At 47.4% G+C, this 25,635-nt stretch carries 23 protein-coding genes and 1 tRNA gene; 11 read left to right on the top strand and 13 right to left on the bottom strand.

Annotated features, from left to right (window positions below; translation table 11 throughout):
* Window positions 1-17 precede the first annotated feature (17 nt).
* Entirely contained in the window at window positions 18-746 is a 729-nt protein-coding gene (gene yycF / locus FC20_RS01355; protein WP_008462856.1) for a response regulator YycF, read from the bottom strand.
* A 124-nt stretch (window positions 747-870) separates the two neighbouring features.
* Between yycF and FC20_RS01350 the strand changes: the two genes are divergently transcribed.
* From FC20_RS01350 to FC20_RS01330, 5 genes are all read left to right on the top strand, one after another.
* Window positions 871-943, top strand: a tRNA-Lys gene (locus FC20_RS01350).
* Between the two features lie 61 nt (window positions 944-1,004).
* Complete coding sequence (locus FC20_RS01345; RefSeq protein ID WP_008462859.1) at window positions 1,005-1,793, top strand: lysophospholipid acyltransferase family protein; 789 nt, start codon at window positions 1,005-1,007, stop codon at window positions 1,791-1,793.
* 31 nt (window positions 1,794-1,824) lie between these two features.
* Window positions 1,825-2,646 (top strand): glycosyltransferase, encoded by an 822-nt coding sequence (locus tag FC20_RS01340; protein WP_008462860.1) that lies wholly within the window; start codon window positions 1,825-1,827, stop codon window positions 2,644-2,646.
* Between the two features lie 63 nt (window positions 2,647-2,709).
* The gene (locus FC20_RS01335; RefSeq protein ID WP_008462862.1) at window positions 2,710-3,579 is read left to right on the top strand and encodes a 1-acyl-sn-glycerol-3-phosphate acyltransferase; all 870 of its coding nucleotides are present in this window, start codon (window positions 2,710-2,712) and stop codon (window positions 3,577-3,579) included.
* A 304-nt stretch (window positions 3,580-3,883) separates the two neighbouring features.
* Window positions 3,884-4,453: a hypothetical protein gene (locus FC20_RS01330; RefSeq protein WP_008462864.1), complete on the top strand. Its 570-nt coding sequence runs from the start codon at window positions 3,884-3,886 to the stop codon at window positions 4,451-4,453.
* Between the two features lie 417 nt (window positions 4,454-4,870).
* On the opposite strand, the gene FC20_RS01325 is transcribed toward FC20_RS01330, so the two are convergent.
* The 4 genes from FC20_RS01325 to FC20_RS01310 form a co-directional block, all read right to left on the bottom strand.
* The gene (locus tag FC20_RS01325; RefSeq protein WP_008462867.1) at window positions 4,871-6,061 is read right to left on the bottom strand and encodes an ATP-binding protein; all 1,191 of its coding nucleotides are present in this window, start codon (window positions 6,059-6,061) and stop codon (window positions 4,871-4,873) included.
* 146 nt (window positions 6,062-6,207) lie between these two features.
* Window positions 6,208-6,954: an alpha/beta hydrolase gene (locus tag FC20_RS01320; protein WP_008462869.1), complete on the bottom strand. Its 747-nt coding sequence runs from the start codon at window positions 6,952-6,954 to the stop codon at window positions 6,208-6,210.
* 173 nt (window positions 6,955-7,127) lie between these two features.
* On the bottom strand, window positions 7,128-7,595 hold the full coding sequence (locus FC20_RS01315; protein ID WP_008462872.1) for a hypothetical protein: 468 nt from the start codon (window positions 7,593-7,595) through the stop codon (window positions 7,128-7,130).
* Between the two features lie 18 nt (window positions 7,596-7,613).
* Window positions 7,614-9,491, bottom strand: a complete 1,878-nt coding sequence (locus tag FC20_RS01310) for a flavocytochrome c (RefSeq protein ID WP_039944225.1) — start codon at window positions 9,489-9,491, stop codon at window positions 7,614-7,616.
* A gap of 144 nt (window positions 9,492-9,635) precedes the next feature.
* Between FC20_RS01310 and FC20_RS01305 the strand changes: the two genes are divergently transcribed.
* The gene (locus FC20_RS01305) at window positions 9,636-10,568 is read left to right on the top strand and encodes a LysR family transcriptional regulator (RefSeq protein ID WP_008462877.1); all 933 of its coding nucleotides are present in this window, start codon (window positions 9,636-9,638) and stop codon (window positions 10,566-10,568) included.
* Between the two features lie 52 nt (window positions 10,569-10,620).
* Here FC20_RS01305 and FC20_RS01300 read toward each other — a convergent pair whose 3' ends face one another.
* The 5 genes from FC20_RS01300 to FC20_RS01280 form a co-directional block, all read right to left on the bottom strand.
* Window positions 10,621-11,814 carry an MFS transporter gene (locus FC20_RS01300; RefSeq protein WP_008462879.1) on the bottom strand — a complete coding sequence of 398 codons (1,194 nt, stop codon included), beginning with the start codon at window positions 11,812-11,814 and terminating at the stop codon, window positions 10,621-10,623.
* 140 nt (window positions 11,815-11,954) lie between these two features.
* The gene (gene aroE, locus FC20_RS01295; protein ID WP_056945281.1) at window positions 11,955-12,887 is read right to left on the bottom strand and encodes a shikimate dehydrogenase; all 933 of its coding nucleotides are present in this window, start codon (window positions 12,885-12,887) and stop codon (window positions 11,955-11,957) included.
* Between the two features lie 81 nt (window positions 12,888-12,968).
* Window positions 12,969-13,727: a type I 3-dehydroquinate dehydratase gene (aroD, locus tag FC20_RS01290; RefSeq protein WP_008462890.1), complete on the bottom strand. Its 759-nt coding sequence runs from the start codon at window positions 13,725-13,727 to the stop codon at window positions 12,969-12,971.
* 25 nt (window positions 13,728-13,752) lie between these two features.
* Window positions 13,753-14,970, bottom strand: coding sequence for an MFS transporter (locus tag FC20_RS01285; protein WP_008462892.1), 1,218 nt, complete (start codon window positions 14,968-14,970; stop codon window positions 13,753-13,755).
* Between the two features lie 22 nt (window positions 14,971-14,992).
* A complete protein-coding gene (locus tag FC20_RS01280) occupies window positions 14,993-15,925 on the bottom strand; it encodes a shikimate dehydrogenase (RefSeq protein WP_008462895.1) in 933 nt (310 codons plus the stop codon).
* A 206-nt stretch (window positions 15,926-16,131) separates the two neighbouring features.
* On the opposite strand from FC20_RS01280, the gene FC20_RS01275 reads away from it, so the two are divergent.
* Both FC20_RS01275 and FC20_RS10225 read left to right on the top strand, forming a co-directional pair.
* The gene (locus FC20_RS01275) at window positions 16,132-17,052 is read left to right on the top strand and encodes a LysR family transcriptional regulator (RefSeq protein ID WP_008462897.1); all 921 of its coding nucleotides are present in this window, start codon (window positions 16,132-16,134) and stop codon (window positions 17,050-17,052) included.
* A 1-nt stretch (window position 17,053) separates the two neighbouring features.
* A complete protein-coding gene (locus FC20_RS10225; RefSeq protein WP_156402934.1) occupies window positions 17,054-17,299 on the top strand; it encodes a hypothetical protein in 246 nt (81 codons plus the stop codon).
* A 174-nt stretch (window positions 17,300-17,473) separates the two neighbouring features.
* Here FC20_RS10225 and FC20_RS01270 read toward each other — a convergent pair whose 3' ends face one another.
* Together FC20_RS01270 and FC20_RS01265 are read right to left on the bottom strand one after the other, a co-directional pair.
* Complete coding sequence (locus tag FC20_RS01270) at window positions 17,474-18,169, bottom strand: hypothetical protein (protein ID WP_156402933.1); 696 nt, start codon at window positions 18,167-18,169, stop codon at window positions 17,474-17,476.
* Between the two features lie 66 nt (window positions 18,170-18,235).
* Window positions 18,236-20,071 (bottom strand): FAD-dependent oxidoreductase, encoded by a 1,836-nt coding sequence (locus FC20_RS01265; RefSeq protein WP_008460844.1) that lies wholly within the window; start codon window positions 20,069-20,071, stop codon window positions 18,236-18,238.
* Window positions 20,072-20,392: 321 nt separating this feature from the next.
* Between FC20_RS01265 and FC20_RS01260 the strand changes: the two genes are divergently transcribed.
* The 3 genes from FC20_RS01260 (at window position 20,393) to FC20_RS01250 (ending at window position 24,448) form a co-directional block, all read left to right on the top strand.
* A complete protein-coding gene (locus FC20_RS01260) occupies window positions 20,393-21,049 on the top strand; it encodes a YczE/YyaS/YitT family protein (RefSeq protein ID WP_236697614.1) in 657 nt (218 codons plus the stop codon).
* Window positions 21,050-21,244: 195 nt separating this feature from the next.
* Complete coding sequence (locus tag FC20_RS01255; RefSeq protein ID WP_008460848.1) at window positions 21,245-22,483, top strand: MFS transporter; 1,239 nt, start codon at window positions 21,245-21,247, stop codon at window positions 22,481-22,483.
* 1,038 nt (window positions 22,484-23,521) lie between these two features.
* Window positions 23,522-24,448, top strand: a complete 927-nt coding sequence (locus FC20_RS01250) for an L-lactate dehydrogenase (RefSeq protein ID WP_008460850.1) — start codon at window positions 23,522-23,524, stop codon at window positions 24,446-24,448.
* Window positions 24,449-24,580: 132 nt separating this feature from the next.
* Here FC20_RS01250 and FC20_RS01245 read toward each other — a convergent pair whose 3' ends face one another.
* Window positions 24,581-25,519 carry an ROK family glucokinase gene (locus tag FC20_RS01245; RefSeq protein WP_008460853.1) on the bottom strand — a complete coding sequence of 313 codons (939 nt, stop codon included), beginning with the start codon at window positions 25,517-25,519 and terminating at the stop codon, window positions 24,581-24,583.
* Between the last annotated feature and the right edge of the window lie 116 nt (window positions 25,520-25,635).

Here is a 25,635-nt window from a genome sequence, read left to right as displayed (position 1 = left end):
GATCAGTGGCTCAACTCTTATTCTTCTGTCTGCCCCTTAACAAAGTAGCCAACGCCCCGTCTGGTAACCAGGATCTTGGGCTTGACTGGGTCATCTTCGATCTTTTCTCTTAAGCGGTGAACGGTGACGTCAACCGTCCGTACGTCGCCAAAGTAGTCATAGCCCCAAACCGTCTGCAAGAGGTGCTCACGCGTCATTACCTGGTCCAGGTGCTGGGCCATGTAGTAGAGCAACTCAAATTCCCGGTGGGTCAATTCAATCTTGGAACCATTCTTTTCTACCAAGTAGGCATCTGGTTTGATCACCAGGTTGCCCAGCTGGATATCGTTATTTTCTTGCTCTTTTTCCTTTTGCTGGGTGACTTCCACGGCCTTTTGGACAATGTCCCGCCGGCGCAGGTTAGCCTTAACCCGGGCCACCAGTTCCCGGTTAGAGAAAGGCTTAGTCACGTAGTCGTCAGCCCCCATTTCCAGGCCCAAAACCTTGTCAATTTCGGCCCCCTTGGCCGTCACCATGATAATTGGCATGTCGTGGGTTTGCCGAACTTCACGGGCAACCTCCAGGCCATCCTTCTTTGGGAGCATTAAGTCTAAAATCATTAAGTCAGGGTTGTATTCTTCAACCTTTTCAACAGCTTCTTCACCATCGTAAGCTGTTTCTACATCGAATCCTTCTTTAGTCAAGTTGAACTTGATAATATCGGAGATTGGTTTTTCGTCGTCTACGACCAGAATTTTCTTAGGCATGTGAACCTCCTTACCTTGTTTATTATACTTGATTTACTGTAAAAATTAAGAAAATTACAATTATTGTAAAAAAACGGATTGCTTTTTTAAAAATTTGTGTCATAATAAATATTGTTAGTTGATCGGGTCGTTAGCTCAGCTGGCAGAGCACCGGACTCTTAATCCGGGTGTCCAGGGTTCGATCCCCTGACGACCCATAACTTTTGGCACTGCACTCGCAGTGCCTTTTTTATTTTACTACAGACGGCGGTGAAATACATGTCAAAGACCTTTTACTATCATAGCGAGCAAGACGATTTAATCGATTCAGCTGACCAGGATTATACCCTGCCGGACGATTACCAGGTTTTTAAACAGGGAATTGGCTTCAAGATTTGGAACGCGGTTGTCCGCACCTTGGCCTGTGCCTTTGCCTGGCTCTACTCCCGCCTCTTTCTCCTGGTCAAGGTTAAAGGAAAGGATAAGCTCAAGCCTTTTAAGCAGCAGAAAAAGGGCTACTTTATCTACGGCAACCACACCCAGATGCTGGGCGACCCCTTTACGCCGATGACCATCGTTAATCCTTACCGCTTTTACACCCTAGCCGCCCAGGCTAACTGGGGCATCCCCTTTTTGGGCAAATTCGTCATCCCCGTGGCCGGCCTCCCTGTTGGCAAGAAGCTCAAGCAGTCCATCCGCTTGCTCAAGGACGTTAAGACGGCCTACCAGGATAAAGGCGCAGCCGTCATTATCTATCCAGAAGCCCACCTTTGGCCCTACTACACCAAGATCCGGCCCTTTCCGGCAACTAGCCTGAACTTCCCGGTTAGCTTAAAGGCTCCCTGCTTCACCATGACGACGACCTACCAAAAGTGTAAGTGGAGGCAAAGGCCCAAGATTACCGTCTACATCGATGGTCCCTTTTACCCTGACCCATCCTTAGGCAAAAAGCAGGCCCAAGAAGCCCTAGCCAACCAGGTCTACCATACGATGGTGGACCGGTCTAAGCTGAGTGACTATTATTTTTATTCTTATGTTAAAATTGATGGTAAGAATAGTAATGACTAAAAAGACCTAAATAGAAAAGGAGGGATTGAGTATGAACTTTCTTTTTTGCGGCGACCACAATGCCGAACGTGGCGTTTTAATCGCAGTTTTATCCTTATTAAAGGCTGAGCGAGGAGAAGAAATCCACGTGTACATCTTGACCATGAAGGCCAAGAGCAAGCAGCGGAACTTCCGCCCCTTCAGCCAACACGCCGCTGACTTTATTGGCTCCTTGGTGACTGCCGACAACCCAAAGAGCAGCGTGGAACTGATCGACTGCACGGACTTGTTTGTCCAGGAGCCGCCAACAGCCAACATGGGAACCCGCTTTACCCCTTACGCCATGCTCAGACTTTTTGCCGACGAACTCGACCTGCCAGACCGGATCCTCTACTTGGACGATGACGTGATCATCCGGAAGCCAGTTGACCAGTTCTACACCCAGGACTTAACTGGCACTGAACTAGTCGGGGTACTCGACTACTTTGGCCGCTTCTTCTTCCACCACCAAAAGCGGGTCTTTGACTACATCAACTCCGGCGTCTTGCTCTTGAACATGCCAGAAATCAAGCGGACCGGCCTCTTTAAGCGGGTACGGCACTTGATGCAGGTAAAAAAGATGTTTTTGCCTGACCAAACAGCCATCAACATCCTGGCCAAGGAGAAACGCTTTGCGCCAAGAAAGTACAACGAGCAATACAAATTGCAGGCAGATACAGTCATCCAGCACTTCACAACCAGTTTCCGCTTCTGGCCCTACTTTAGAACCCAGACGGTCAAGCCTTGGGACGTGAAACGGGTCCACAGCGTCTTGCACCTGCATGAGTACGATGACTTGTTAAACGAATATCTCAAGTTAAAAGATCAACTATAGTTACACGTGAAACTTACAGGTATCACAGAGATTAAATGAAAAACAAATAGAAAGGTATACAAGATGATTATTGGTGACCACCGCCTGGACGTCATCCACAATATCGAGCTCGCCGCAAACAACCGCGACTTTACGGCGAAAACCGAAATCGGCGACCCACAAATGTCTATGGAAGAGCGGGTTAAGCTGGTTGAGGACTTCTGGGCCAAGCAGGATAAGTTCAAGACTAAGGCAGAAGGCCTAGCCGGCAACCTGATCTTGCAGGCTTTGACGCAGAAATTTTTTGGCAAGATTCAGGTAACAGGCTTAGACAAGCTGCAGCACCTGGCTAAGGGCGGGGCCATCGTAACCGCCAACCACTTCAACCAAGTTGATGCCTTAGCCGTCAACCGCCTAGCCCAAAAGTCCCACCACCGGATGGAGATCGTGATTGAAGACACCAACTTGAAGCTGCCGGGCTTCTTCAGCTTCATCATGAACAATATGGGGTCCATTCCCCTAGTGCAAAGTCCCAACTACATTGGGCGAGAATTCATCCATCACCTCAGCTACGCCTTCAACAAGGGCCACTGGGTCTTGATTTACCCAGAGCAAGAGATGTGGTGGAACTATCGCAAGCCAAGAAAGCCGCAGCGCGGGGCTTACTACTTCGCGGCTAAGTGCAACGTGCCGATTATTTCAACTTTTGTGGAGATTCAAGACCTGCCAGAAGTTGAAAAAGATAACGAGCACTTTTACCAAACGCGCTATACCCTGCACGTTTTGGAGGTGCTGTATCCGGACCCAACCAAGTCGGTAAACTTTAACGCGACGGACTTGATGGAAAAGGACTATGCCTTGAAGGTGCAGGCTTTTGAAGACTGCTACCATAAGAAGCTGGACTACGACTTCACTCCATGGGATATCGCCGGCTGGCGCGGTGAAGACGATTAATGAACAAAAGACGCAGAGCATCGAGGTGCTCTGTGTTTTGCTTTCTATTCAACTTTTTCTAGTAATTTACTGTCGACGATTTTCTCGATTTGCGCTACATCTTCGTTAGAAAGCTTGATAGTAACAATTTGCTCTAGCTTTCGGTTCTTTACATGGATTCGCCTTAAGATAGTTAACAAAGCTAGGCTAACGAGCCAGATGGCAAACGCAATTAATTCAGGATATACACTTATGAGCTTTTCACCTTCGTCCTTTTTGAAATGTGCTAGAATCAGAATATAAATTATTTTTCTAAGAGGTACTTATGGATACTACCGAAAATATAACATTTACCAGCAAGCTGACATTCTGGGATAAATTCAAATGCTTCTATCTGCTGCACCTTTACAGTCTTATTTCTTTATATAACGCAAAAAAATGGCAAAGAATATTGGGGCATCTGATTTACATTTACATTTGGATTGTCATGCCTGTCACAATCTTTTTAGATGATGACCTTGGATCAAGACTTTTCGATATTTTCTGTCTGCTTTCTTTTTTCTGGATGCCCGCAATAACAGCGCTTAAAATTGCGAAAGACGTTCCCGACAAGGTGCGGCTTATTCTTACTCCAGGAAACGGAAACAAGACCCCTGGCGCTCTAAGTTTAAAGGTTCGTTTTTCTGATACCAAAATTGACCATTTTAAAAACGCAATCTTGTTCGACACTCCCAATTTCTACTTTATCGCATGCTATGACAAATCAGCAGGCAAGAAAATGCGATTGATATATAACATAATTTCCAAGAAGCAAAACAGTGACATCTTGGCAAAATTCAACTTTGTTAAAACAATTTCTCCAGACCTCAAAAAGGTAATCAAACTGCATATCTAAACATTGTTATTGCCGATTCAATATTATTCTACTGCTAGTGCTCCAGAGGAAAATAGTTGCTGAACAAGATACAATAATCCTGCAGCAGTCCCACCCGTAGAAATGGATAAACCCACAAATGCTGAAACTGCGGTAACTACCAGAATCCTGGTTAGAATAGCCCACGCATTTGTATCAGTCTGAAGCTTAAGTTTCAGAAAAATTCCTTTCTATGCTATAATTAGGTATAGAAAAAGGCCCTTGCTGGAACAAGAGCCTTCGCAGAACCGTTAATAGCGGTGGCATTAATAATAATTAGCTAAAAAGCCGTGAACTTGCCAAAGTAATCAGCGGCTTTTTTGCTTGTCCTTTTTTCTCCGATATCAAAATAGTAAAGACGCAGAGCCTTATACATGGCTCTGCGTCTTACTTTCATATTCATTCCCCCATCAACCAATCAATAATGTTCACCTGGCTGATCCCCTGGTCGTCAAAATGCCCCGGATCTTCAGTCAAGATGATCTTGGGATAGTTGTCATCGATCAGCCGCAGACTTCTAACTTCCCGTTGGTAGGTCTGTTCATCGTCCAAAGACAGCGATACCTGGTAGTACTCCCGTCTTCCATCCTTCACCACCACAAAGTCCACCTCAGTCTGCTGCATCACGCCAACATAAATCTCATATCCCCGCCGGCGAAGCTCCTGATACACAATCGTTTCCAGCCGGCTCCCCTTGTTGGGCCGCTTCTGCCCCACTAGGGCCCGGCGCAAGCTAATATCAACTGGATAATATTTGGGATTGATGCTCAGATACTTTTTTCCGCCGATATCAAAACGGTCGCAGCGGTAAAAAAGAAAGGCATTTTCTAAGAGCTCCAGGTAAGAGGCCACCGTGTTCGGCGTCGTCTTCTCTCCCATTGAGGTCAAGGTACCCGCAATTTTCTTAGGGCTAGTCAAGCTACCTGCTGTGTATGTTAAAAAAGCTGCTAATCGTCTAACCAAAGTTGAATCGCTCTTATCTTTTCTGGCAAGCACGTCCTTGACTAAAACCGTGTTTACCACGCCATCAATGTAGTCGCGGAAACTTTCATCATCTGGCAGCTGCAAGGCAAAAGGAAAGCCGCCCCTGAGCAGGTACTGCTGGTAGCTCTCTTGCAAAGATTGATCAGGCTTAGCTTGGGCAAATTCCTTAAAAGATAAGGGATATACCGGAATTTCGATATAACGTCCAGAAAGCAGCGTCGCTAATTCACCTGACAGCATAAAGGCGTTAGAACCGGTAATGTACAAGTCAACATTGCTTTTAATAAAAAGACTATCAACTGCTTTTTCAAAATTAGGAACATTTTGGATTTCATCCAAAAAGATATAGTTCATCTGATCAGGCAGCAAGCGTTGACTTAGGTAGCGATAGAGTTCCTGGTAGTCAGTCAGCTTGGAAAAAGCTAGGTCCTCAAAGTTGATTGCTTGAATCTGCTCTGGTTGAACGCCATCAGCTAAAAGCTGTTGCTGAAACAGCTGCAACAGGCTAGATTTGCCGCAGCGTCTAACCCCGGTTAGAACTTTAATAATCTGCTTATTAGCTAATTTTTCTAGTTTTTGTAAGTAAGTTGGTCTTGGTACTAGCATAAAATCATCTCAATTAACTTCAACAAAATCGGATCTTCTAGATATATTTTAAGTTAATTGAGACAAAATTGTAAATCTACTGTTTTGTTTAAATTAATTGAGACAAAATCAAAAAAACAAGTTCTATCCGGAACTTGTTTTTTCTATTATTTAGTTAAAAAGTCAACCACTCTGGTATAAACTTCCTCGCGGTTTTGGTGCAAACCGTGGTCACTGCCTTCGATTAAGTGCATTTCGCAGTTGTCCAAGATTGCTTGGTAGTGCTTAACCGCATATGGGTTAACAATTTTATCTTCACTGCCGTGCAAAGCCAAAACTGGACCGTGGAAGGCACGCGCAACTTCAAAGGTATTGATAAACTTAGCCGTTCTAAAGTACCAGTCGTTCAGCTTAAAGTCTTTGAAATCAAGCTTAGCTGGAACATGGTTAGGATCGTAGTCAATCCCCATGCAAGTCCCGATGCGGGCATCATCAACCAAGGTGGCAGCTGGGGACATGATGACCAGCTTGTCGACCTTGTCAGCGTAAAAGCCAGCCATCATTGAAGATAAGACACCGCCTTGGGAGTGACCAATCAAGTAGATGTGCTTCACGCCGTCCAGATTCAAAACGTAATCCATTACTGCATGGTAGTCTTCCAGTTCATTATAAATGGACATGTTGTCCAGTGGTCCTTCGCTTAAGCCATGGCCGTTAAAGTCAAAGCGAACGGTTGCCAGGCCTTTTTCTTGCAATTTTTCTGCTAAAACTGGCAATAAGTCGTTAACCTTAGGGTCCATCATCCCCACAAAGCCGTAAGCCAGGATCGCAATGTCGTATTCTTTACTTTCCGGAATTGAAACCTTCGCTGCTAGCTTTAAACCGTCACGCATGATCGTGATATCTTTTTCCATTTTTACTTTTCTCCTTAAAAAATGTTACTTGTTTTTTCTATATTAGCATATTTAAAAAAATCTTTTCTGCCTTGGCTATTGCTGCTTTTGACTGCCTGATTCTGGGAAAGTCAAGAAGAGCCTAGGTAAACCTAGACTCTTTTGACGATCATAGTGTAATCATTAAAAATACTCTACTTAACGTACTTTTGCGCAACCTTTTTGCCTAAAGCTACTGCCGCAAAGGAGGCAATGTAGGAAACAATGAAGCAAGGAATCCAAGCTTCTTTGCAACCATTCAGGTAAGCCGTCATTCTGGCAGCCTTAGGAATGGCTTCGTTGTAGAAGATGCTGGCACCCGTACAAATAAAGGTGTTGAGCGTATTCAAAACAACTGAAGGGATGATGCCTTCAACCAAGCTGTAGGCCAACGTGCCTTCTTTCAGGTGGAAGAGGCCGGCAAACCAGGCACCCCAAGCGTTGTAGGGGATAAAGAGGCTGGCTAAGAAAACGATTAAGTTGATTTCTGCCGTTAATTCGAAGAGGTTAACCCAAGTAAAAGGCAGGTGGTTCAAGAAGATGATAAAAATCGCCATCACCAGCCCCATGAAGAGGGATAAAACCGTGGTTAAAATCGTACCAAAGTGGCTCTTGTAAAACATACTATTTCCTCGCTTTTTTTAGTGAGACGCGCCGCTAGCTGCGTCAACGGTGGCATTTTCTTCGTTAGCCGTGTCAGCGGCAATCCGGCCGAAGGTAAAGATGTCAGCCAATGAGTTACCGCCCAAACGGTTGCCGGCGTGCAAGCCACCAGCATTTTCACCAGCTGAGTACAGACCTGGAATGACGTGGCCTTCTTCGTCCAAAACGTGAGCCTTAGTGTCAATTACCAAACCGCCCATCGTGTGGTGGATAGCTGGCTTACGAGGGGTTGCGTAGAATGGCGCCTTTTCGCACTTCAAGTGGAAGGCACTCTTGCCAAATTCTGGGTCATGACCAGCATCAACGTAAGAGTTGTACTTCTTGATGGTGTTAACCAAGACTTCTGGGTCCATGCCTACTTGCTTTGCCAAGCCTTCCAGAGTGTCATCTCTAAAGAGGGTGCCAGCTGCCACTTGGGCATCGATCGATTCTTGAGTGGTGTTGTAAGCAGTCTTCTTGATTTCATCATCGGCAATCAAGTAGAAAAGGCCGCCGTTGGCAATCGCTGCCTTAGCCAAAGTGTCGCGTTCAGCAAATTCATTAACAAAACGCTTGCCTTCTTTATTAACCATGATGAAGTTTTCTGGTGGAGTTTGCAGACCAGTGAAGAGTTCACCCGTTACTGGGTCAGAAACTGGCATCAATTGGATGAAGCCCATCCCAGTTAAAGCAGCGCCTGCTTCTTGACCCAGGGCAATTCCGTCACCAGTGATGGCTGGGGAGTTGGTGGTGGCGATGTCGTCATCAATATGTTCCCAGTAAGTGTTGTACTTTTGCACCATCTTGGTGTTGGCCCCAAAGCCACCAGCCGTCAAGATGACGCTCTTAGCGTGAACCGTTACCTTAGAGCCATCAGTCTTTTCAGCGATGACGCCAGTTACCTTGCCATTTTCAATGATCAGGTGCTTAGCACGGGTTTCCGTCAAAACAGTTGCACCATGAGCCTTTACCCAGTCGCCTAATACGTGGATAAAGGCGTAGCCCATTGGTTCAACTGGCTTATGGCCACGACGCCACAAGGCTCCAACTGGCATGGTAACGTCACTTCTGTCAAAGTCAACGCCCAAGTCAGTCAACCACTTAACTGAGTCCAACACATTGTTAACCAGCGTGTTAACCAAGTCGTACTTACCGTGGATTTCGTTGCCATTTAAGTCAGTCCGCTTGCCGCCCAAGTAAGTTTGGATTTCGTGCAGACGAACTGAGTCAAAGAGGTAGTCAGCACCAGAGTCAACGTAGTCCTTGATTTGGTCACGAAGTTCTTCAAAGTCCTTAACGTATTCTGGATCAATTTCGCTAGTTGGCATTGCTGCCAATTCTTCCAGGGTTTCCTTTTCACCTGGCAAGGACTTAAATTGCTTTTGCCATTCTGGTTCAGCAGCGTTCATTGGACCACCAGCACGGGTAGTGTTACCACCGATTTGTGGAAACTTTTCTAAAATAACAACTTGCTTATCGTGTTGGATTGAGCGCGTAGCAGCAGCCAGACCAGCCCCGCCGGCACCGATGACAACAACGTCAGTGGTATATTCAGCATCTTCACTAGCAGCAGCTTCCGGCTTTGCCCGCTTCTTCCATTCTTCAGCATCACCGCCGGCTTCGTTAATGGCATCAGCTACCCCATCAATCACACCTTGGCTGGAAATTGAGGCACCAGAAACGGCGTCAACGTTCAAAGTTTGGCCGGCGATGATAGCTTGTGGCAAGCGCTTGAAGACTTCATCAGCGATCCCGCTAGTTTCACCGCTGGCGTCAACTTCGATCTTTTCAACCTTGTCTGCTGATAAAGTAACTTCCATTGGCATGAAGCTTGAGCCGTGTCCCTTTGCCTTAACCTTGTAGGTACCTGGATTCATTGACATAATTTTTCTCCTTTTCGTCTTTTTGTAATCGTTTACTTGTTATATGTCAATTATACGGCCAGCACTTACACTTTGGGAAATACTTGTGTTATTATAGGGAACGATAACAAAAATATTATTGACGTAAGGAATGATAAAATGCACGATCCAGACATAATGCTAACCTACCTTGAAGCCCTGCTCAAACACAGCAACTTTACCAAGGCAGCCGGCGAACTCTACATTTCTCAGCCCTACCTGACTCAACTAATCAAAAGAGTGGAAAAAGAGCTGGGGGCCACGATTGTCAACCGTAAGCAAACGCCCTTTACCCTAACGGAAGCAGGACAAATCTACTATCAATATTTAGAAAATGTGTCAGCTCAAAGACAAAAGCTCAATTCTCGCTTAGAGCGCTATAGCGAACAATACCGTGACCGGGAAATCATCCGGATCACTGTTTTGGAAACCCTGGGCACTTTTTTGCTGCCTGAAATTATTCCGCCTTTTTTAGCCAGTCATAACAATGTGAAGGCTCAGATTTTGGAAGGCTTCCCCCACCAAAGCGAAGAGCGCATCTTGGGTGACCAAGCAGAAGTCTACATGGGCCAAACGCCCGAAACCCTGGATAACAACATCCAGGCTTATATCAACGGGGGCGAGCCATATTACGTAGTAATCCCTGCGCGGTCCAAGTTCTTTATTCCGGGAGAATTCATATTGGACCCAAGCACTTATGATCTCAAGACGCTTTTGCAAGAGCCCTTTATTCTCAGTACTTCTGGCTCAGCCATCCGCCGGCAAATTAACGGGATTTTCCAAAACTACCATGTTGTGCCCCACATCGTGGTGACCTCTGATAGCGTGATTACGGCGACCAACCTGGCCATCCACGGTCTGGGTCTAACCATTTCAGCAGCCAGCATCATCAAGCGGATGCGGCAGCAGCCAATCAATCTTTACCCGATTGATCCCGACTTAATGCGCATCACCTACTTTATCGGCGTCAAAAAGGGCAAGAAACTCACGCCGGCCATTGAAGACCTGATCAAAGACTTCCAAGAAGCCAACTTAAATCCTTCAATCCATTAAAAAAGAGGCAGACTTTCGTCTGCCTCTTTTTCATGCTGTTTAAAATTAAAGATTATTTACTCTTTTCCTTGTGGCTGCTGCCTTTAACCATAATTGCCAAAATCGTGCTGACCAGCATGTTGATAACGTTCAAAATCACAATATTACGCGGAGCACTGCTGCCAGAAATACTGGTGATCCAGGCTGCAAGTGAAATAATGGCAAAGTTAGCAAAGGCGGAGAAGAAGCCGGCCCAAGACTGAGCCGTGGCCTTCATGTCCGCATACAGTTTACCTAAAACCGCCAAGGTTAATTGGTACAAGCCACTAGCCGCAAAGAAACCAACTACCAAACTAGTGACATAGAGGATCCATGGCTTTTGGATGAAGTAAGCTAGAGCCAAGCCGACTGCCGTAATCAAAGGGTAGTAAATCAAAATATCGATTTCCTTAACACCCTTTTTAACAATCAAGGAATTAAACAAGACTGCCACTGAAGCCCCAATTGCATAAACCGACTGCAGGGTACTTGGCTGGCTGATGCCGTATGACCGGGCAAGTTCTTGGTAGGTGTTGATCCATAAAAGAAAGGCTGCTGTCGTCGTGAAGCCCATCAAGATCAAGCAGACCGTGCCGACGTTAAAGCGGTGCTTTTGTGCAGGAACTTCTGCTTGGGTCTCAGTTTTGGCCTTTGCTACCTGGCTTGGGTATGGGGCAAAGATTAAAATAACCGCCAGGGCTAGGTAGAAGATCCCCGTTGCCATAAAGACCACCCGGTAAGGCAGGCCGATAAAGCCGCCCAGCATAATCGCTATTGGCAAGAAGAATTGGCCTAAGTTGATGGCAAATTTTGACATCAGACCTGCTGCTGAGGCAGCTTTCGGGAAAATCTCCATCAAGGTTGGGAAGTTGGAGGAGTTCAAGAAGGAGTTGGAAATCCCGCCAATAATCGCAATGATATAAGCTACCGTCTGGTTTGGTGCGTAAAGCAGGCCGATGTAGTAAATGGCCCAGCCCAAGTGACCAATTACGGCGCTGATCCGGCGGCCAAATTTATCTGAAACTGGACCGGTAATTAGAATGGAGATAATCCCCCCAATCCCGACAGCCCCGCCCACGGCTAAAACGCCGGCAATATTGGTATGCCAGAGCTTGGCAAATTCTGGCTTAAATTGGGCTAGAAGCGACATCCCCAGCCCCATAATAAAGTAGGAAAAGTAGATTGCAGCTGTCGTTGATCCATAGCGTTTTTCTTTAGTTTCAGTCATAGTTTCCACCCTTTCTCTCAATTAACGATCAAAGCATCTATTACTATCATATCAATCTTTAAAGCGCTTACCAAAAGTATTTTTTTAATTATTAATCAAAATATTTAATTAAAAAAGGCATCCAACTGGACGCCTTTTTGCTACGCCTCATCTACAATCTTGCTGATGTAGTCGACCGGCATCTCCTTGCCCGTCCACAGCTTAAAGGAAGCGGCACCTTGGCCAACAACCATGCCTAGGCCATTGTAGATGTGCTTCACTCCAGCCTTTTTCGCAATCTTCATCAGCTTGGTTTCCCGCGGCTGGTAGACCGTGTCGCTGACCACCATGTCCTCGTGCAGCCAAGATGGATCTTCGACTAGGGACAAATCGTCTAGTGGCGGCATCCCTACCCCGGTCGCGTCGCAGTAGATGTCGGATTCCGCAATCGACTTTTTGAAGGCTTCCTTGTTTTCCATCGCGTTCAGGCTGCAACGGCAGTCCGTCTCTTGGTTGATTAAGGCAACCTTTTCCTTAGCCGGTTCCCAGTTCCGGTCATGGATGTTAAAAATCCGGATTTCCGCAGCACCCGCCAAGGCGCTGGACACGGCAATCGGAATCGCGGCACCGCCGGCACCGGCTAGGGTAATCACCTTGCCAGCAACCTCTTGGCCGTCTTCTTTCAAGGAGTTGACCCAGCCAATCCCGTCTGTAGTGTAGCCGGTCAAGACGCCGTGATCGTTAACTACCGTATTGACAGCGCCGCACATTTCAGCCGTCTTGTCCAGCTTGTCTAAGTACGGAATAATCGCTTTTTTATTGGGCATAGAAACGTTGGCGCCCCGCATCCCCAGCATCCTAATGGCCTTCACCGCCCCTTCAAGCCGGTCACCCTCCACCTCAAAGCAGAGGTAGAGCCCGTTTAAGCCCAGCTTGGCAAAGGCGTTGTTGTGCATGGTTGGGGAAACCGAGTGGCGGATGGGGTTAGCCAAGAGGCCGACCAGGATCGTGTGTCCGTCCAGCCAGTCGGTGATGGGACCGGTCACGCCAGTAATCGCTGTTTCATTAATGTCGTTGTTTCTTTCGTCTTGCATTTTTTAGTCCTATCTGCCAAAAAGCCCCCCTGTTGCAGGAGAGCTTTTTAGCTTATTAAGATTTAGAGAGTTGAGTGAAAATTAGTGCAATTCCAAGTATTGTTCGGCGTTGCGCAGGTCTTCAATTGACAATTGACCTGGTGCTGAAACCTTGCCAACCGCCCCAAAGGAGAGGCAAGAACCGAAGACTTGACCAGCCACCCGGCTAACCTTGCCTAGGTCAGCCATGGCCATGGTGATGATTGGGTTAGCCAATTCCTTGTGCACGTCATTAGTGGCGCTGAGCAAGGTCAAAACGTCGTCAGCGCTATGCGGCATGCAGGCCAGTTTTGGCACGTCGGCGCCCAGTTCAGCCATCTTCTTCAAGCGGAATTCGATGACGTCCTTAGCTGGCACCTTTTCAAAGTCGTGGTTGCTCATGATCACTACCACGTTGTAGTTGTGGGCTTGAGCTACGATTTCCTTAACGCGCTTTTCGTCATGGAAAAGTTCTACGTCAACGGCATCACCCAAGCGGTTTACGATCACGGTTTGTACCAGGTCCAGGTATTCGTCTTCGCCCAGTTCCAAAACGCCGCCTTCGTTCTTGGTTCTAAAGGTTACCAAGACTGGCAATTCGCCGACCGTTTCACGGATTTTTTTAGCAGTGGCAATCAACTTTTCGTTGTCCTTGATGCCGGCTTCGTAGTAGTCGATCCGCCATTCCATGATGTCTGGCTTAGCGGCTGCAATTTTCTTGGAAGAAGCCAAGATTTCTTCTTCGCTAGTCCCCACGTTTGGTACGGCAATTTTTGGCAAGCCTTCGCCCAAAACCATATTTCTAACTTTTACAGTAGCCATTTTTATCCCCTATTTTTTAAAAAATCTACTTCTTCAGTGAACCGAATAAGTGCTTGTAACGAATGGCGATGAGGCTAGTGTCGATAAAGCCAAGCAAAGCAACGATCACGTCAAAGAACATAACTTCTCTCATCCCTGGCAAAGCGTTGATCACCAACGGAATGGTGAAGGAAGCGATAGAACCGGCCGTGTAGAAGAAGCCAGTAACCGTCCCCTTGCCAGCTGGGAAGAAGTCGGCCATGACAGTCAACCCCAGCTGCATTACGCCGCCGGCTGCAAAGAAACCAACCGCGAAGGCCAAGATTGCCATCAAAACAGCGTTAGCTGGGTAAGCCCACATCAAGAAGATGGCGATGAAGGCACCCAAGGTGTAAACTGGCACCAATTGGACTTCCTTGAACTTGCTGCCGATAACTGCAGTAAAGAGAACGCAGCAGATTGATCCTAATGAGTACCAGGAAACCAGGGCGTGAGCAGCGCTGTCGCTCATGTGGCTGATGGATTGACCATATTGGGTTAACATCTGGCTGACCATGTAGAAGGTAGCTTGAGAAATGTAGCCGTAAAGGATGAAGAGGGTACCGTCAAGCCACTTGTTGGACTTAACTGGTGCAGCATTTTCCTTTTGAACAGCTGCTTCAGCTTCTTCAGCCTTCTTTTCTTCAGCGGCGGCAACAGCCTTAGAGTCTGGGAAGGCACCCTTGATGAAGTAGATGCCAGTGATGACCAGGATGGCAGCTGGGATCACGATGGACCAGCCGTACCATGCCCCGGCGCTTGCCAAGCCGCTAACGATGAATGGAAGCAGGAATTGAGCACCTGAGATGAAGGCCTTCAAAACAACATTGGAAGTACCCTTTGCATCTGGGAAGATTTCCATCAAGGCTGGGTAAGTACCCGTGTCCAAGAAGGAGTTGGCCATCCCGGCGCAGATCCCTAAGACATAAGCCACAGTTACGCTCTTAGAGAAGAGCAAGCCAACGAAGAAGACCAGGTAGAAGACGATCCCCAGTTGGACAAAAGGCTTCCGGCCAAACTTGTCAGACAAAATACCGGAAATCAGCAAGTTGATGATCCGGCCGATCCCCAGTGAAGAAACAACGGCGATCGCACCCGTGGTAGTCGTGCCCCATTGGTGGGCCAGGTTGGTCGCGTTTTGGGAGATGATGATGACGCCCATGCCGTGAACAAAGTAGTTCATGTATAGCATGAAAGCAGTCAAGAGGTATTTGTTCTTTTTCATGATTCTTACTCTCACTTAATTACTAGTTTTGGTCCATGATTTCTTGGATGTAGTCAGTTGGCATTTCCTTGCCAGTCCACAATTTGAAGGCTGCAGCGCCTTGTTCGATCATCATGCCGATCCCGTTGTAGATGTGCTTTACGCCAGCTTTTTCAGCAACTTCCATCAACTTGGTCTTGCGAGGAGCGTAAACAGTGTCAGAAACAACCATGTCTTCGTGGAACCAAGATGGGTCGTCAACCAAGGTTTGGTCTTGGAGTGGGTTCATCCCTACGCTAGTAGCGTCGCAGTAGATGTCGGATTCAGCGATGGACTTCTTGAAGTCTTCTCTGTCTTCCAAGTGGTGAACAGTTGCTACGCAGTCAGTTTCCTTGTTGATAGTGTCAACGTTCTTAACTGCTTGTTCCCACTTGTCGTCGTTCAAGTTGAAGATGCGGATTTCCTTAGCGCCAGAAAGTGAAGCAGTCACAGCGATTGGAGTAGCAGCGCCGCCGGCACCAGCCAAAGTGATCACCTTGCCCTTAACGTCTTGGCCGTCCTTGTTCAAGGATCTCAGCCAGCCCATGCCGTCAGTGGTGTAGCCAGTGAGTACGCCGTGGTCGTTAACGATGGTGTTAACGGCGTCGCACATTTGGGAAGTCTTGTCCAGCTTGTCCAGGTATGGGATAACCTTTTTCTTGTTAGGCATTGAAACGTTTGAGCCGCGCATGTCCAAAGTACGGATGGCGTCGATGGCACCTGGCAACTTTTCATTGTCGATTTCAAAGCAAAGGTAAGCACCATTTAAGCCCAACTTGGCAAAAGCGTTGTTGTGCATGGTTGGTGACATGGTGTGACGGATTGGGTAAGCCATCAGACCAACCAAGATAGTGTGGCCGTCCAGCCAGCCAGTAATTGGGCCGTTAACGCCCTTAATCGTCGTTTCTTCGATATCGTTGTTTCTTTCGTCTGCCATATTAAAAATCTCCTTAAAATAGCATGTTACTTTTTTCTCAATTCACCATTATGTTATCGTTTTCAAAAGTAAAAATAAATAAGGCTGTTTCTTTTAATTAATCAAAGACTTTTATTGTTTTTTAAATCACGCTACAATATAAAGTATGAATGGGAAAAATTGACATACCGTGCTTATGAGTAATAGCGCTTTTTTAGGAGGCAAACATGAATATTCGGCACCTGCGCTTTTTTGTCGAGCTAGCAAAGACAGAGCACATGGCCAAATCGGCGGAAAAATTAGGCATTTCACAACCTTCCTTGTCCTATGCCATCAGCAGCATTGAAGAGGAATTGGGCGTACCCCTGTTTGAAAAAAACGGGCGCAACATCCGCTTGACCAATTACGGCAAGATTTACCTGGAATACGTTAAAAGCGGCCTGAACGACCTAGATCAGGGCAACGAGTACATCGCAGAGCTTTTAGACATCAACCGGGGCCACATCCGGGTCGGCTTTACTTTTACCATGGGCCAGGACCTGATCCCGCAGCTGATCTACGAGTTTAAGCAAGAGCCGGACACCGAGAACATTTCCTTCTCCTTTGTGCAAGGGACGACGGAGGAATTGGTGGAAAAGCTGGTCAACGACGACCTGGACTTGGTCGTTTCCTCAGCACCGAACACGCCGGCCTTGGAAGAAGAAGTAACCATCACCCACTTGGTGGACCAGGAAATGCTGGCGGCGGTGCCTTTTTCCAATCCTTTGGCTAAAAAGGATTCCGTCAGCCTGGCCGAGCTAGCCAAGTACCCGCTGATCTACTACAGCAAGGAGAGCGGGCTGCGCAAGCGGCTGGACAAGATGTTCCAGAATGCCGGTTTGACGCCGAAGATCATTATGGAAACGATGGAAGACCACACCATCATTGGCTTCGTCCACTGGGGCTACGGGGTCGCTGTGATCCCTCACCTGCCGCAGCTGGACCCGAAGACGGTGAAGCTTTTGCACATCGAGGACAACGTGGGCATCCACCCAATTTTTATCGTGAAAAAGGCTAACCACTTCTTGACGCCAGCGGTCACGCGCTTTGAGGCGTTCATACTGACGTACTGCCGCAAACATTACAATAACGAGCACAAGCTGGTGTAGCTTGGCTATGTTGGACGCGCCGTTTGGCGCGTTTTTGTTTTGGGCTGGCGGCGGTGTGACGGGGGTGGCTTGGCTTGGCCCCCATTTTATGTCAACCGACTGTAATTTCGATGATTTTTGCCCCCAATCTATGTCAACCGACTGTAATTTTGACGATTTTTGCCCCCGAGTTGACTCAACCGACTGTAATTTCGATGATTTTTGCCCCCAATCTATGTCAACCAGCTGTAATTTCAGCGATTTTTGATCCCGATCTATGTCAACCGGCTGTAATTTCAGCGATTTTTGACCCCGATCTATGTCAACCGGCTGTAATTTCGACGATTTTTGCCCCCAATCTATGTCAACCAGCTGTAATTTCGACGATTTTTGCCCCCAATCTATGTCAACTCAAAGCGGTTGACTCAACTTGGGGGAGATTTTACAAAAAATCTAGGTTGGTTGACATACTTTGGGGGTGATTTTCGTTAAAATCCAGCTCGGTTGACATACTTTGGGGGTGATTTTCGTCAAAATCCAGCTCGGTTGACATACTTTGGGGGTGACTTTTACCAAAATCCAGACCGGTTGACATACTTTGGGGGTGATTTTCGTCAAAATCTAGACCGGTTGACATACTTTGGGGGAGACTTTTGGCAAAATCCAGCTCGGTTGACATACTTTGGGGGTGACTTTTGTCAAAATCCAGACCGGTTGACATACTTTGGGGGTGATTTTCGTCAAAATCTAGACCGGTTGACATACTTTGGGGGAGACTTTTGGCAAAATCCAGCTCGGTTGACATACTTTGGGGGTGATTTTCGTCAAAATCCAGACCGGTTGACATACTTTGGGGGTGATTTTCGTCAAAATCTAGACCGGTTGACATACTTTGGGGGAGACTTTTGGCAAAATCCAGCTCGGTTGACATACTTTGGGGGTGATTTTCGTCAAAATCCAGACCGGTTGACATACTTTGGGGGTGATTTTCGTCAAAATCTAGACCGGTTGACATACTTTGGGGGAGACTTTTACCAAAATCCAGCTCGGTTGACATACTTTGGGGGCGGTTTTTACCAAAATCCAGCTCGGTTGATATACTTTGGGGGCAACCCCATCCCACAGCTAAATAAAACAAAAACGCCGAATCTGACGATTCGGCGATACCTAAAAAGTTTTTGTAAGAGAGATTATCAATGTTAAATTAGTGGCTGGCTCCGCTGGTTGCGTCTGGCTTAGGCGTCGGAGCAGCGTGGTGGCTAGCCCCCGTCACTGCTTCAACCTTAGGCGCTGCAGGCGCAACACTAGCGCTCGTCACCACATCAACCTCGCGGTTGTTGCAGTTGTCGGCTGCGGCGGTCCCGGCCACGAAGCCAGAAGCGTATGACCAAGAGTTCATCATAGATGGCATAGAGTCCTTGCCGTTAGCTCCGCCAACGATTTCGCCGGCTGCGTAGAAGTTTTCAACTGGCTTAAAGTCAGCATCTAGCAGCTGCATTTCTGGCGTTGCTTCGTAGCCGCCCAGGGTGGTGCAGAAGCGCAGCTTTTGTTCGATCAAGTAGAAGGTGTCCCCTTCGTATGGGTGCAGGAACTTCGCATCCCGGCCAAATTCAGGGTCGGCACCGTTTTTAGCATATTCTTGATACTTTTCAAAAGTTTCCTTCAAGTTGCCGTATTCCACGCCAGCCTTTTGCGCAACCGCAGCCAGGTCGCCCTTGACCAAAATTGGGCTCTTCTTGCCGTCGTTAGCAAAGAAGCCTTGCACTTCTTCTTCGTTGAAGCCATACTTCAGCATCAATTCGTAGAAGCGGTCCCAGATGCGCTGGTCCATCAAGACAAAGCAGGTCTTATCTGGTTCAGCGGCGATGGCGTCGCGGAAGTGGGTGTATGGTAAGCTTTCGTTAACCACCCGCTTGCCGGCCCGGTTGACAAAAATAGCCCCCATGTCGCTGGCTTCCTTGGTGGAGTAAGTGGTCAGCTTGGCAATCCCCGGCTCAACTTCCAAGCCGTGTGGGTAAACCTTGTACCAGTCCAGGTTGCGGCTGGCCAGGTTCATATTTTTGGCAAAAGTAAAGTAGTCCCCAGTTGAGGTCATTGGACCGTAGTAAGGAATGTCAGTCTTGCCTTCCTTGTAGTCCTTAGCGCCCCAGCCGCCGGCAGCCATGACCAATGACTTGAAGTTAACGGTCGTAGTTTGGTGCTTGCCTTCAGCCACCAAGCTGGTCAAAACGCCTTTGTCGTTCTTCTTCAAAGCTTCCACTCTCGCGTCGGTCAGCAGGATCCCGCCCTTGGCTTCAAAAGCCTTGGCAACCTTAGTTACAACTTCGTATGAGCTTTGGCTTGGCATTTCCACTTGACGGTTAACGCTGTGTTCAATGGTTTGAGTTTCTGCCTTTTGGTAGGTCAAGTCAGCGAAATCAGTAATGAAGTCGATGGCCTTGCCGATGTTGTTGGCCAAAAGGTGAGACAGTTCTGGGTAGTTGGTACCCCGGCATTCCTTGGTAATGTCGTTAAAAAGTCTCTCTGGTGAGTCCTGGTCTGCCAGTGGACCAAACAGCTTTTTAGCTAGTCTTGAACCAGTAGCGGTAACGTTAGACCCGTTCAAGATGGAGGCCCCGCCAACGTAGCCGTTCTTTTCCAAAACGACAACCTTCTTGCCCATGGACAAGGCGCGGCTGGCAGCCAAGAGGCCGGCCATCCCGGAACCGATCACGGCTACGTCAACGTTCAAGGCCACGTTCTTGTGAGTGGTGTCGACCTTGCGGGCAACTGGGCGCACGCCGTTTTCAGCCAGGGCCTTTTTACCGGATTCCAAAATGGCCTTGGTCATGATGGAGGCCCCAGAAATGGCGTCAACGTCAAAGCTTTGGGCAGCCAAGACGTTATCGCGCAGCTTGCCAAAGGCCTGGTCAAAGACGGCCTTGGTTTCTGAGCTCTTTGTGACCTTCAAGTCAGCCAGTTGTTGGTCAACGACTTCGATTTCAAAATCAATTTCACCATTGCGCCCTTGTGCTTGGGCTTTGATCGTTTCTTTACTCATGAAATGGTTCTCCTGAATCTTGTTATTGTTGTAAATTTGGTTTATTTTTCTTCTACAATCGCTTTCATTATATAAAAGCCGGGCTAGTTAAAAAATAAGCAAAGTTCGGTTTATTGATAGAGGTATTTTATCGTTAGATAAGATTCTATAGAAACTAATTGATTATTAAAAGAAATCTATTAAACAAGAGCGCCATTCTGGCTTATAATGATACAGCCGAAAGAATCAACCTTATAAAAAGAAAAATGGAAGGAACTCAATTTGCACAACCTTGCCCTCTCCGCTAAAAAAGCCTCAGTTAAGCAAAAGACTTTTGACCCCATGTCCAAAAGATTGCTGGCCCTGGTCATCGGCCTCACCCTCAACGCCTTTGGCAACGGCCTGACCATCTCCAGCAACATCGGGGCCGCTCCTTGGGGAGCGTCGGAAGTCAACCTGGCCCACCTCTTTCACGTCAATATCGGGATTGCCATGTTTGTGGTGGGCTCAGCCGTCGCCGTGATCAACCAGCTGCTGTTAAAGAAAAAAGATTTTCTGCGCTTTGCCGGCGAGGTCGCTTTTATTGCTAGCTTCAGCTACTTTATCAACCTCTTTACCGGCTTCTTTACCCAGATTGGCCTACCCCAGGCGCCTTTAGCCTGGCGGATTGCGGTCGGCTTTTTCGGGATCGCCATCTTGGGCGTTTCGATCTCCTTTTACCAAAGGGCCAACCTGATCATGCACCCCAACGACAGCACAACCAATATTCTGCGTTTTCTGTATTTAAAAAATAATGTGGTGAGAGCCCAGTTCATCAACTTCCTGGTGCCACTGGGGATGACTGGGATTTGCTACCTAGCTACTGGGCGCGTTTATTCTGTGAATATCGGAACCTTGGTGATTCTGCTGGTCAACGGGCCGATGATTGCCTGGACTGACCGGCACCTGTGGCATAGCCTCCACCACAACGTTAAGCAGCCAAAAGCTATTCATGATTAGCCTATTTTGATCCTCCGTTCAACCAGGTATGCCTTAATAGAAAAAAGTAATAAAATAACTACTTTTCCTGCCTCCCTTCCTGGGAGGCTTTTTTCTTAACTAAATCTTGACAGTCTTTAGAAAAAAGTAATATATTAGAAGCAATACAAAATAAGTAATGTCCGTGAGCATTAGTTTTGGAGGTACAACTAAATAATGGATAATACCCAAAATACAGCTATGTCCACTAACCAAAAGTGGGTTTTGGCATCCATGTCATCTGGCTTCTTGCTGGAAAACATGGACGTCATGTTCTTGTCATTCTCCCTGTCCGAAATTATCGCGCAGATGCACATCTCTGCAGCGGCAGGCGGCTTGATCGGAACCTTCACCAACCTCGGCATGTTCTTCGGTGGCGCTTTGTTTGGGCTACTTGGAGATCGTATCGGCCGCGTGAAGACGTTTAGCTATACGATTTTTATTTTTGCCATCGCAACTGGCTTAACCTACTTCGCCCATGATATCAACATGCTCTACGCCCTGCGCTTCTTAGCCGGGATCGGGGCCGGGGGTGAATACGGCGTCGGGATCGCCTTGATTGCCGAAAACTTTGAATCAAGCCAGATCGGCCGGGCCAGTTCTGTTGCCGCTATCGGGGGGCAGATCGGCTCCATCGTGGCCGCCCTCTTAGCGGCCTGGATCATCCCCAAGTATGGCTGGAACACCCTCTTCCTCTTTGGGATTGTGCCAGTGGTCTTGACCTACTTTGTCCGCCGTCACGTTAAGGAAAGCGACGAATTTTTACAAGCTCATCAAAAAGCCCAAGAAACCCACGAAAAGATTTCCTTCGGCCGCCTGTTTGCAACGCCGCACCTGGCCTTGCAGACTTTGGGCCTGATGGTGATGACCATTATCCAAATCGCCGGCTACTTTGGCCTGATGAACTGGCTGCCATCCATCGTCCAACAAAAGCAGGGTCTGTCCGTTTCCGGCTCTTCTTACTGGATGATCGCCACCATCGTGGGCATGAGCATCGGGATGATGGTCTTTGGGACCGTGATGGACAAGATCGGTCCTCGCTGGGCCTTTGGCATCTTCCTTTTGGGCAGTGCCATCGTGGTCTTCGCCATCGTCAACGTCACCAGCTACTGGGCCATGCTCTTCGCCGGCGCTTTGACTGGCTTCTTCTCTAACGGGATGTTCGGCGGCTACGGTGCGGTAATCAGCCAGCTCTACCCGACCGAAATCCGGTCAACGGCCAACAATCTGATCATGAACACCGGCCGGGCAATCGGCGGCTTTTCATCCGTAATCATTGGCCTTTTGATGGATCACTACAACCTGTACGTGGTCATGGGCTTCTTATCTGCCCTCTACATCATCAGCTTCTTGGTCATGATCACCCTGCCTGGACTCAAGCAGATCCAAGCTGCTAAGAAGCAGGCCAAGGCCTAAACTTTGTTAAAAAATATTACCCATACCATGTCAAAAGAGTCTCAGCGCCAGCTGAGGCTTTTTAATTTCTTCACAAAGTTAATGATTCCACTTTCAAAAAGTGGGTAAAGCGTTTACTGGCTCAACCATTTTTAAATAATCAAAAAAGTTAGTAATTTTTTTGATTATTACCACAAATCAGAGTATTATATAATTCGAAAGTTATGCGGCTAGTTATTTTTCTCATTTTTTCTCCTTCAGTCGTTATAATTTTCGGTGCCTGTTAGTCGCAAGACCGGCAGATCTCTTATGGCATGGGCTATGCCTTAGTATGCTTTTGCTTTTCTATTTATGTTACTTGTTTTTTTAGCCAAGGCATAGTCAAGCCAAACGATATGTATTTCAACATTTTTCGGTTCCTGTCTGTATAGACAGATAGACTTATTTTTTCCTTACTCATCACATGCGACTGTGGTTATTTACTCCTATCACTTTCCTCAGTCGCTTCAAGTGCACTACATAATGTAGCAAACTTAAGTTTTATCACATCACATTTCTAAAGAAGCAGCCCTCCCAGGCTGCTTTTTTGGTTTCCGGGGGCCTGGTGCACAGTCAACTGCCGTTGATCATGCACAAAAGTTGACTCAACTAGCCAAAAAGCTGCTCATAAACTTACTCAACTAGCCATATCGATGCTCATAAACTTACTCAACTAGCCAAACCGATGCTCATAAGCTTACTCAAGTAACGAAAATATTGCTCACGATCTTACTCAACTGAACCTTCTAATCAAGTAGTTGAGTAAATTTTGGGCCGGCATCTTGGCTACTTGAGTATATTTGTGTGCAGCTTTTTTAAAAAAATCGATTTAGTTGAGTCAATTTTGGGCAGCTGAAACAGACTTTCTGTGCAAGTTGAGACAACCCACATCGCTCCAGGCAAAAAATCTTGTCCAAGACGGGTATGATACCTAATAGTTATTAGCAATTTTTCCGAAAAAATTCAGTATAATAGAGTTAACGAATTTACGAAATACTATTCCTTAATAGGAGGCAAAAAATGACCAGAAAAGTACTGTTAGTTGGCGACGGCGCCGTGGGCTCCAACTTCGCTAACGACCTGCTGCAAGCGACCCACGTGGATGAATTAGTCATCTGCGACCTGTCAAAAGACCGCGCCACTGGCGACAGCTTGGACCTTGAGGACATCATCTACTTTACCGGCAACACCTACATCCACGCCGGCGAATACAGCGACGCTAGTGATGCGGACGTCGTGGTGATCACGGCCGGCGTCCCCCGCAAACCTGGCGAAAGCCGCTTGGATCTGGTGAAAAAGAATGCGGCCATTTTAAAGAGCATCGTCGATCCCGTAGTTGCCTCCGGCTTTAAAGGGATCTTCGTGGTTTCCGCTAACCCTGTTGACATCCTGACCACCCTGACTCAGAAATTGTCCGGTTTCCCGAAGAACCGAGTAATCGGGACCGGGACGTCACTTGACTCAGCCCGCCTGCGGGTCGAAATTGCCAAAAGGCTCAAGACCCCAATTGAAGCCGTCAATGCCTGGGTCTTGGGCGAGCATGGCGACAGCAGCTTTGAGAACTTCTCTAGCGCTGTCGTTAAGGGCAAAAAGCTGCTCAGCTACCCAGAAATTACTCCAGAGGCCTTAGAAGAAATCGAAGCCCACGTCCGGCAAAAAGGTGGCGAAATCATTGCCAAAAAGGGCGCAACCTACTACGGTGTTGCCCTGATGCTGGCCAAGATCGTGGCTACCATTTTAGACAACCACGACCTGGCCCTGCCCCTGTCAGCCCCAATCAACGGTGAATACGGCATTGAAGGCGAACTTTACTTAGGCACCCTGGCCATCATTAACGGTCAAGGGATCAGTCATGTTTTGGAATTGCCTTTAAATGAAGAAGAAACCGCCAAGATGCAGGCCTCAGCCAAGACCATGCAAGAAACACTGAAGCAACTGGAAGAATAAAGAAAAGGTCATTAGATCCATAGATCTAATGACCTTTTTGCATGGACTTAACTCGCAAGAGTTAAAGTCCCTTGATTAGATAAAAAGCTCGCTAGATTACCTAGCGAGCTTTTTGCTATACTATTCACTTTTTTACAGAACCATCTTCACAGCACCGTACATCCCGGCATCGTTACCTAACTTAGCCAAGGCAAATTCTGCACCTTCTGAAGCGTGGAAGGCCGCAGCTACAAAGTGCTTTTGCACAGTGTCAATCAAGATTTGACCAGCCTTGGAAACCCCGCCGCCGATTACGTAAACCTCTGGATCGAAAACGCAGGACACTGAAGCTAAAGCAGTACCCAAAGTTTCACCAACAAAGTCCACGATTTCTAAGGCCAGCTTGTCGCCGTCCTTAGCGCAGTCAAAGACTGCCTTAGCGTCAGGATCTTTAATGTCTCTCAAAGCAGATGGTTCATTGCTGCTCGTCAAGACTTCCTTAGCTCTTCTAGCAATCCCCGTTGCAGAAGCATATTGTTCCAGGTGGCCCTTCTTGCCGCAGCCGCAAAGCTGGGTTTCTTCCTTATTAACCAAGAGGTGACCGATTTCACCAGCAGCACCAAAGGCACCGGCAATAATCTTACCGTCGGAGATAATGCCGCCGCCGACACCAGTCCCCAAGGTAACCATAACAACGTTTTGGTGGTTTTCACCGCCACCTTGCCACATTTCGCCAAGAGCAGCGGCGTTGGCGTCGTTAGCAACCTTAACTTCGCTGATGCCAGTCAAAGTGCGCACTCTTTCAGCAACGTTGAAGACGCCCCAGCCCAGGTTAACGCAGCGGTTTACGATTTCGTCATCCAGGATTGGGCCTGGCACGTCGATCCCGATACCGGCAACGTCGTCCTTGCTGATGCCTAGTTCGTCGATCTTGGCTGCAAGAGAATCTGCGATGTCTGGCAGGATCTTCGTGCCGTTAGTTTCTTTTCTAGTTGGGATTTCCCACTTTTGAGCCAGCTTGCCGCTAGTTTCGAACAAGCCGATCTTAACCGTCGTACCACCAATATCTACACCAAATGCATATTTTTTCAAGATAATTGCCTCATTTCATTTGTCCATTTTTCAACTAGTACTATTATAAGGAAAAAAGGCGAATGCTGGAAGCGTTTGAAGCATTATTTTTAGGCTAAGCTGTATTAGTTACCGGT

This window comes from Lactobacillus equicursoris DSM 19284 = JCM 14600 = CIP 110162 (assembly GCF_001434815.1).
GTDB lineage: Bacteria > Bacillota > Bacilli > Lactobacillales > Lactobacillaceae > Lactobacillus > Lactobacillus equicursoris.
The sequence above is the reverse complement of the archived record's forward strand: the minus strand, read 5'-3'. Positions and strand labels throughout refer to the sequence as shown.

Excerpts from the sequence above, each read along its gene's own strand:
- yycF (WP_008462856.1), bottom strand. The coding sequence starts at position 746 with ATGCCTAAGAAAATTCTGGTCGTAGACGACGAAAAACCAATCTCCGAT.
- FC20_RS01345 (WP_008462859.1), top strand. The coding sequence starts at position 1,005 with ATGTCAAAGACCTTTTACTATCATAGCGAGCAAGACGATTTAATCGAT.
- FC20_RS01340 (WP_008462860.1), top strand. The coding sequence starts at position 1,825 with ATGAACTTTCTTTTTTGCGGCGACCACAATGCCGAACGTGGCGTTTTA.
- FC20_RS01335 (WP_008462862.1), top strand. The coding sequence starts at position 2,710 with ATGATTATTGGTGACCACCGCCTGGACGTCATCCACAATATCGAGCTC.
- FC20_RS01330 (WP_008462864.1), top strand. The coding sequence starts at position 3,884 with ATGGATACTACCGAAAATATAACATTTACCAGCAAGCTGACATTCTGG.
- FC20_RS01325 (WP_008462867.1), bottom strand. The coding sequence starts at position 6,061 with ATGCTAGTACCAAGACCAACTTACTTACAAAAACTAGAAAAATTAGCT.
- FC20_RS01320 (WP_008462869.1), bottom strand. The coding sequence starts at position 6,954 with ATGGAAAAAGATATCACGATCATGCGTGACGGTTTAAAGCTAGCAGCG.
- FC20_RS01315 (WP_008462872.1), bottom strand. The coding sequence starts at position 7,595 with ATGTTTTACAAGAGCCACTTTGGTACGATTTTAACCACGGTTTTATCC.
- FC20_RS01310 (WP_039944225.1), bottom strand. The coding sequence starts at position 9,491 with ATGAATCCAGGTACCTACAAGGTTAAGGCAAAGGGACACGGCTCAAGC.
- FC20_RS01305 (WP_008462877.1), top strand. The coding sequence starts at position 9,636 with ATGCACGATCCAGACATAATGCTAACCTACCTTGAAGCCCTGCTCAAA.
- FC20_RS01300 (WP_008462879.1), bottom strand. The coding sequence starts at position 11,814 with ATGACTGAAACTAAAGAAAAACGCTATGGATCAACGACAGCTGCAATC.
- aroE (WP_056945281.1), bottom strand. The coding sequence starts at position 12,887 with ATGCAAGACGAAAGAAACAACGACATTAATGAAACAGCGATTACTGGC.
- aroD (WP_008462890.1), bottom strand. The coding sequence starts at position 13,727 with ATGGCTACTGTAAAAGTTAGAAATATGGTTTTGGGCGAAGGCTTGCCA.
- FC20_RS01285 (WP_008462892.1), bottom strand. The coding sequence starts at position 14,970 with ATGAAAAAGAACAAATACCTCTTGACTGCTTTCATGCTATACATGAAC.
- FC20_RS01280 (WP_008462895.1), bottom strand. The coding sequence starts at position 15,925 with ATGGCAGACGAAAGAAACAACGATATCGAAGAAACGACGATTAAGGGC.
- FC20_RS01275 (WP_008462897.1), top strand. The coding sequence starts at position 16,132 with ATGAATATTCGGCACCTGCGCTTTTTTGTCGAGCTAGCAAAGACAGAG.
- FC20_RS01265 (WP_008460844.1), bottom strand. The coding sequence starts at position 20,071 with ATGAGTAAAGAAACGATCAAAGCCCAAGCACAAGGGCGCAATGGTGAA.
- FC20_RS01260 (WP_236697614.1), top strand. The coding sequence starts at position 20,393 with ATGTCCAAAAGATTGCTGGCCCTGGTCATCGGCCTCACCCTCAACGCC.
- FC20_RS01255 (WP_008460848.1), top strand. The coding sequence starts at position 21,245 with ATGGATAATACCCAAAATACAGCTATGTCCACTAACCAAAAGTGGGTT.
- FC20_RS01250 (WP_008460850.1), top strand. The coding sequence starts at position 23,522 with ATGACCAGAAAAGTACTGTTAGTTGGCGACGGCGCCGTGGGCTCCAAC.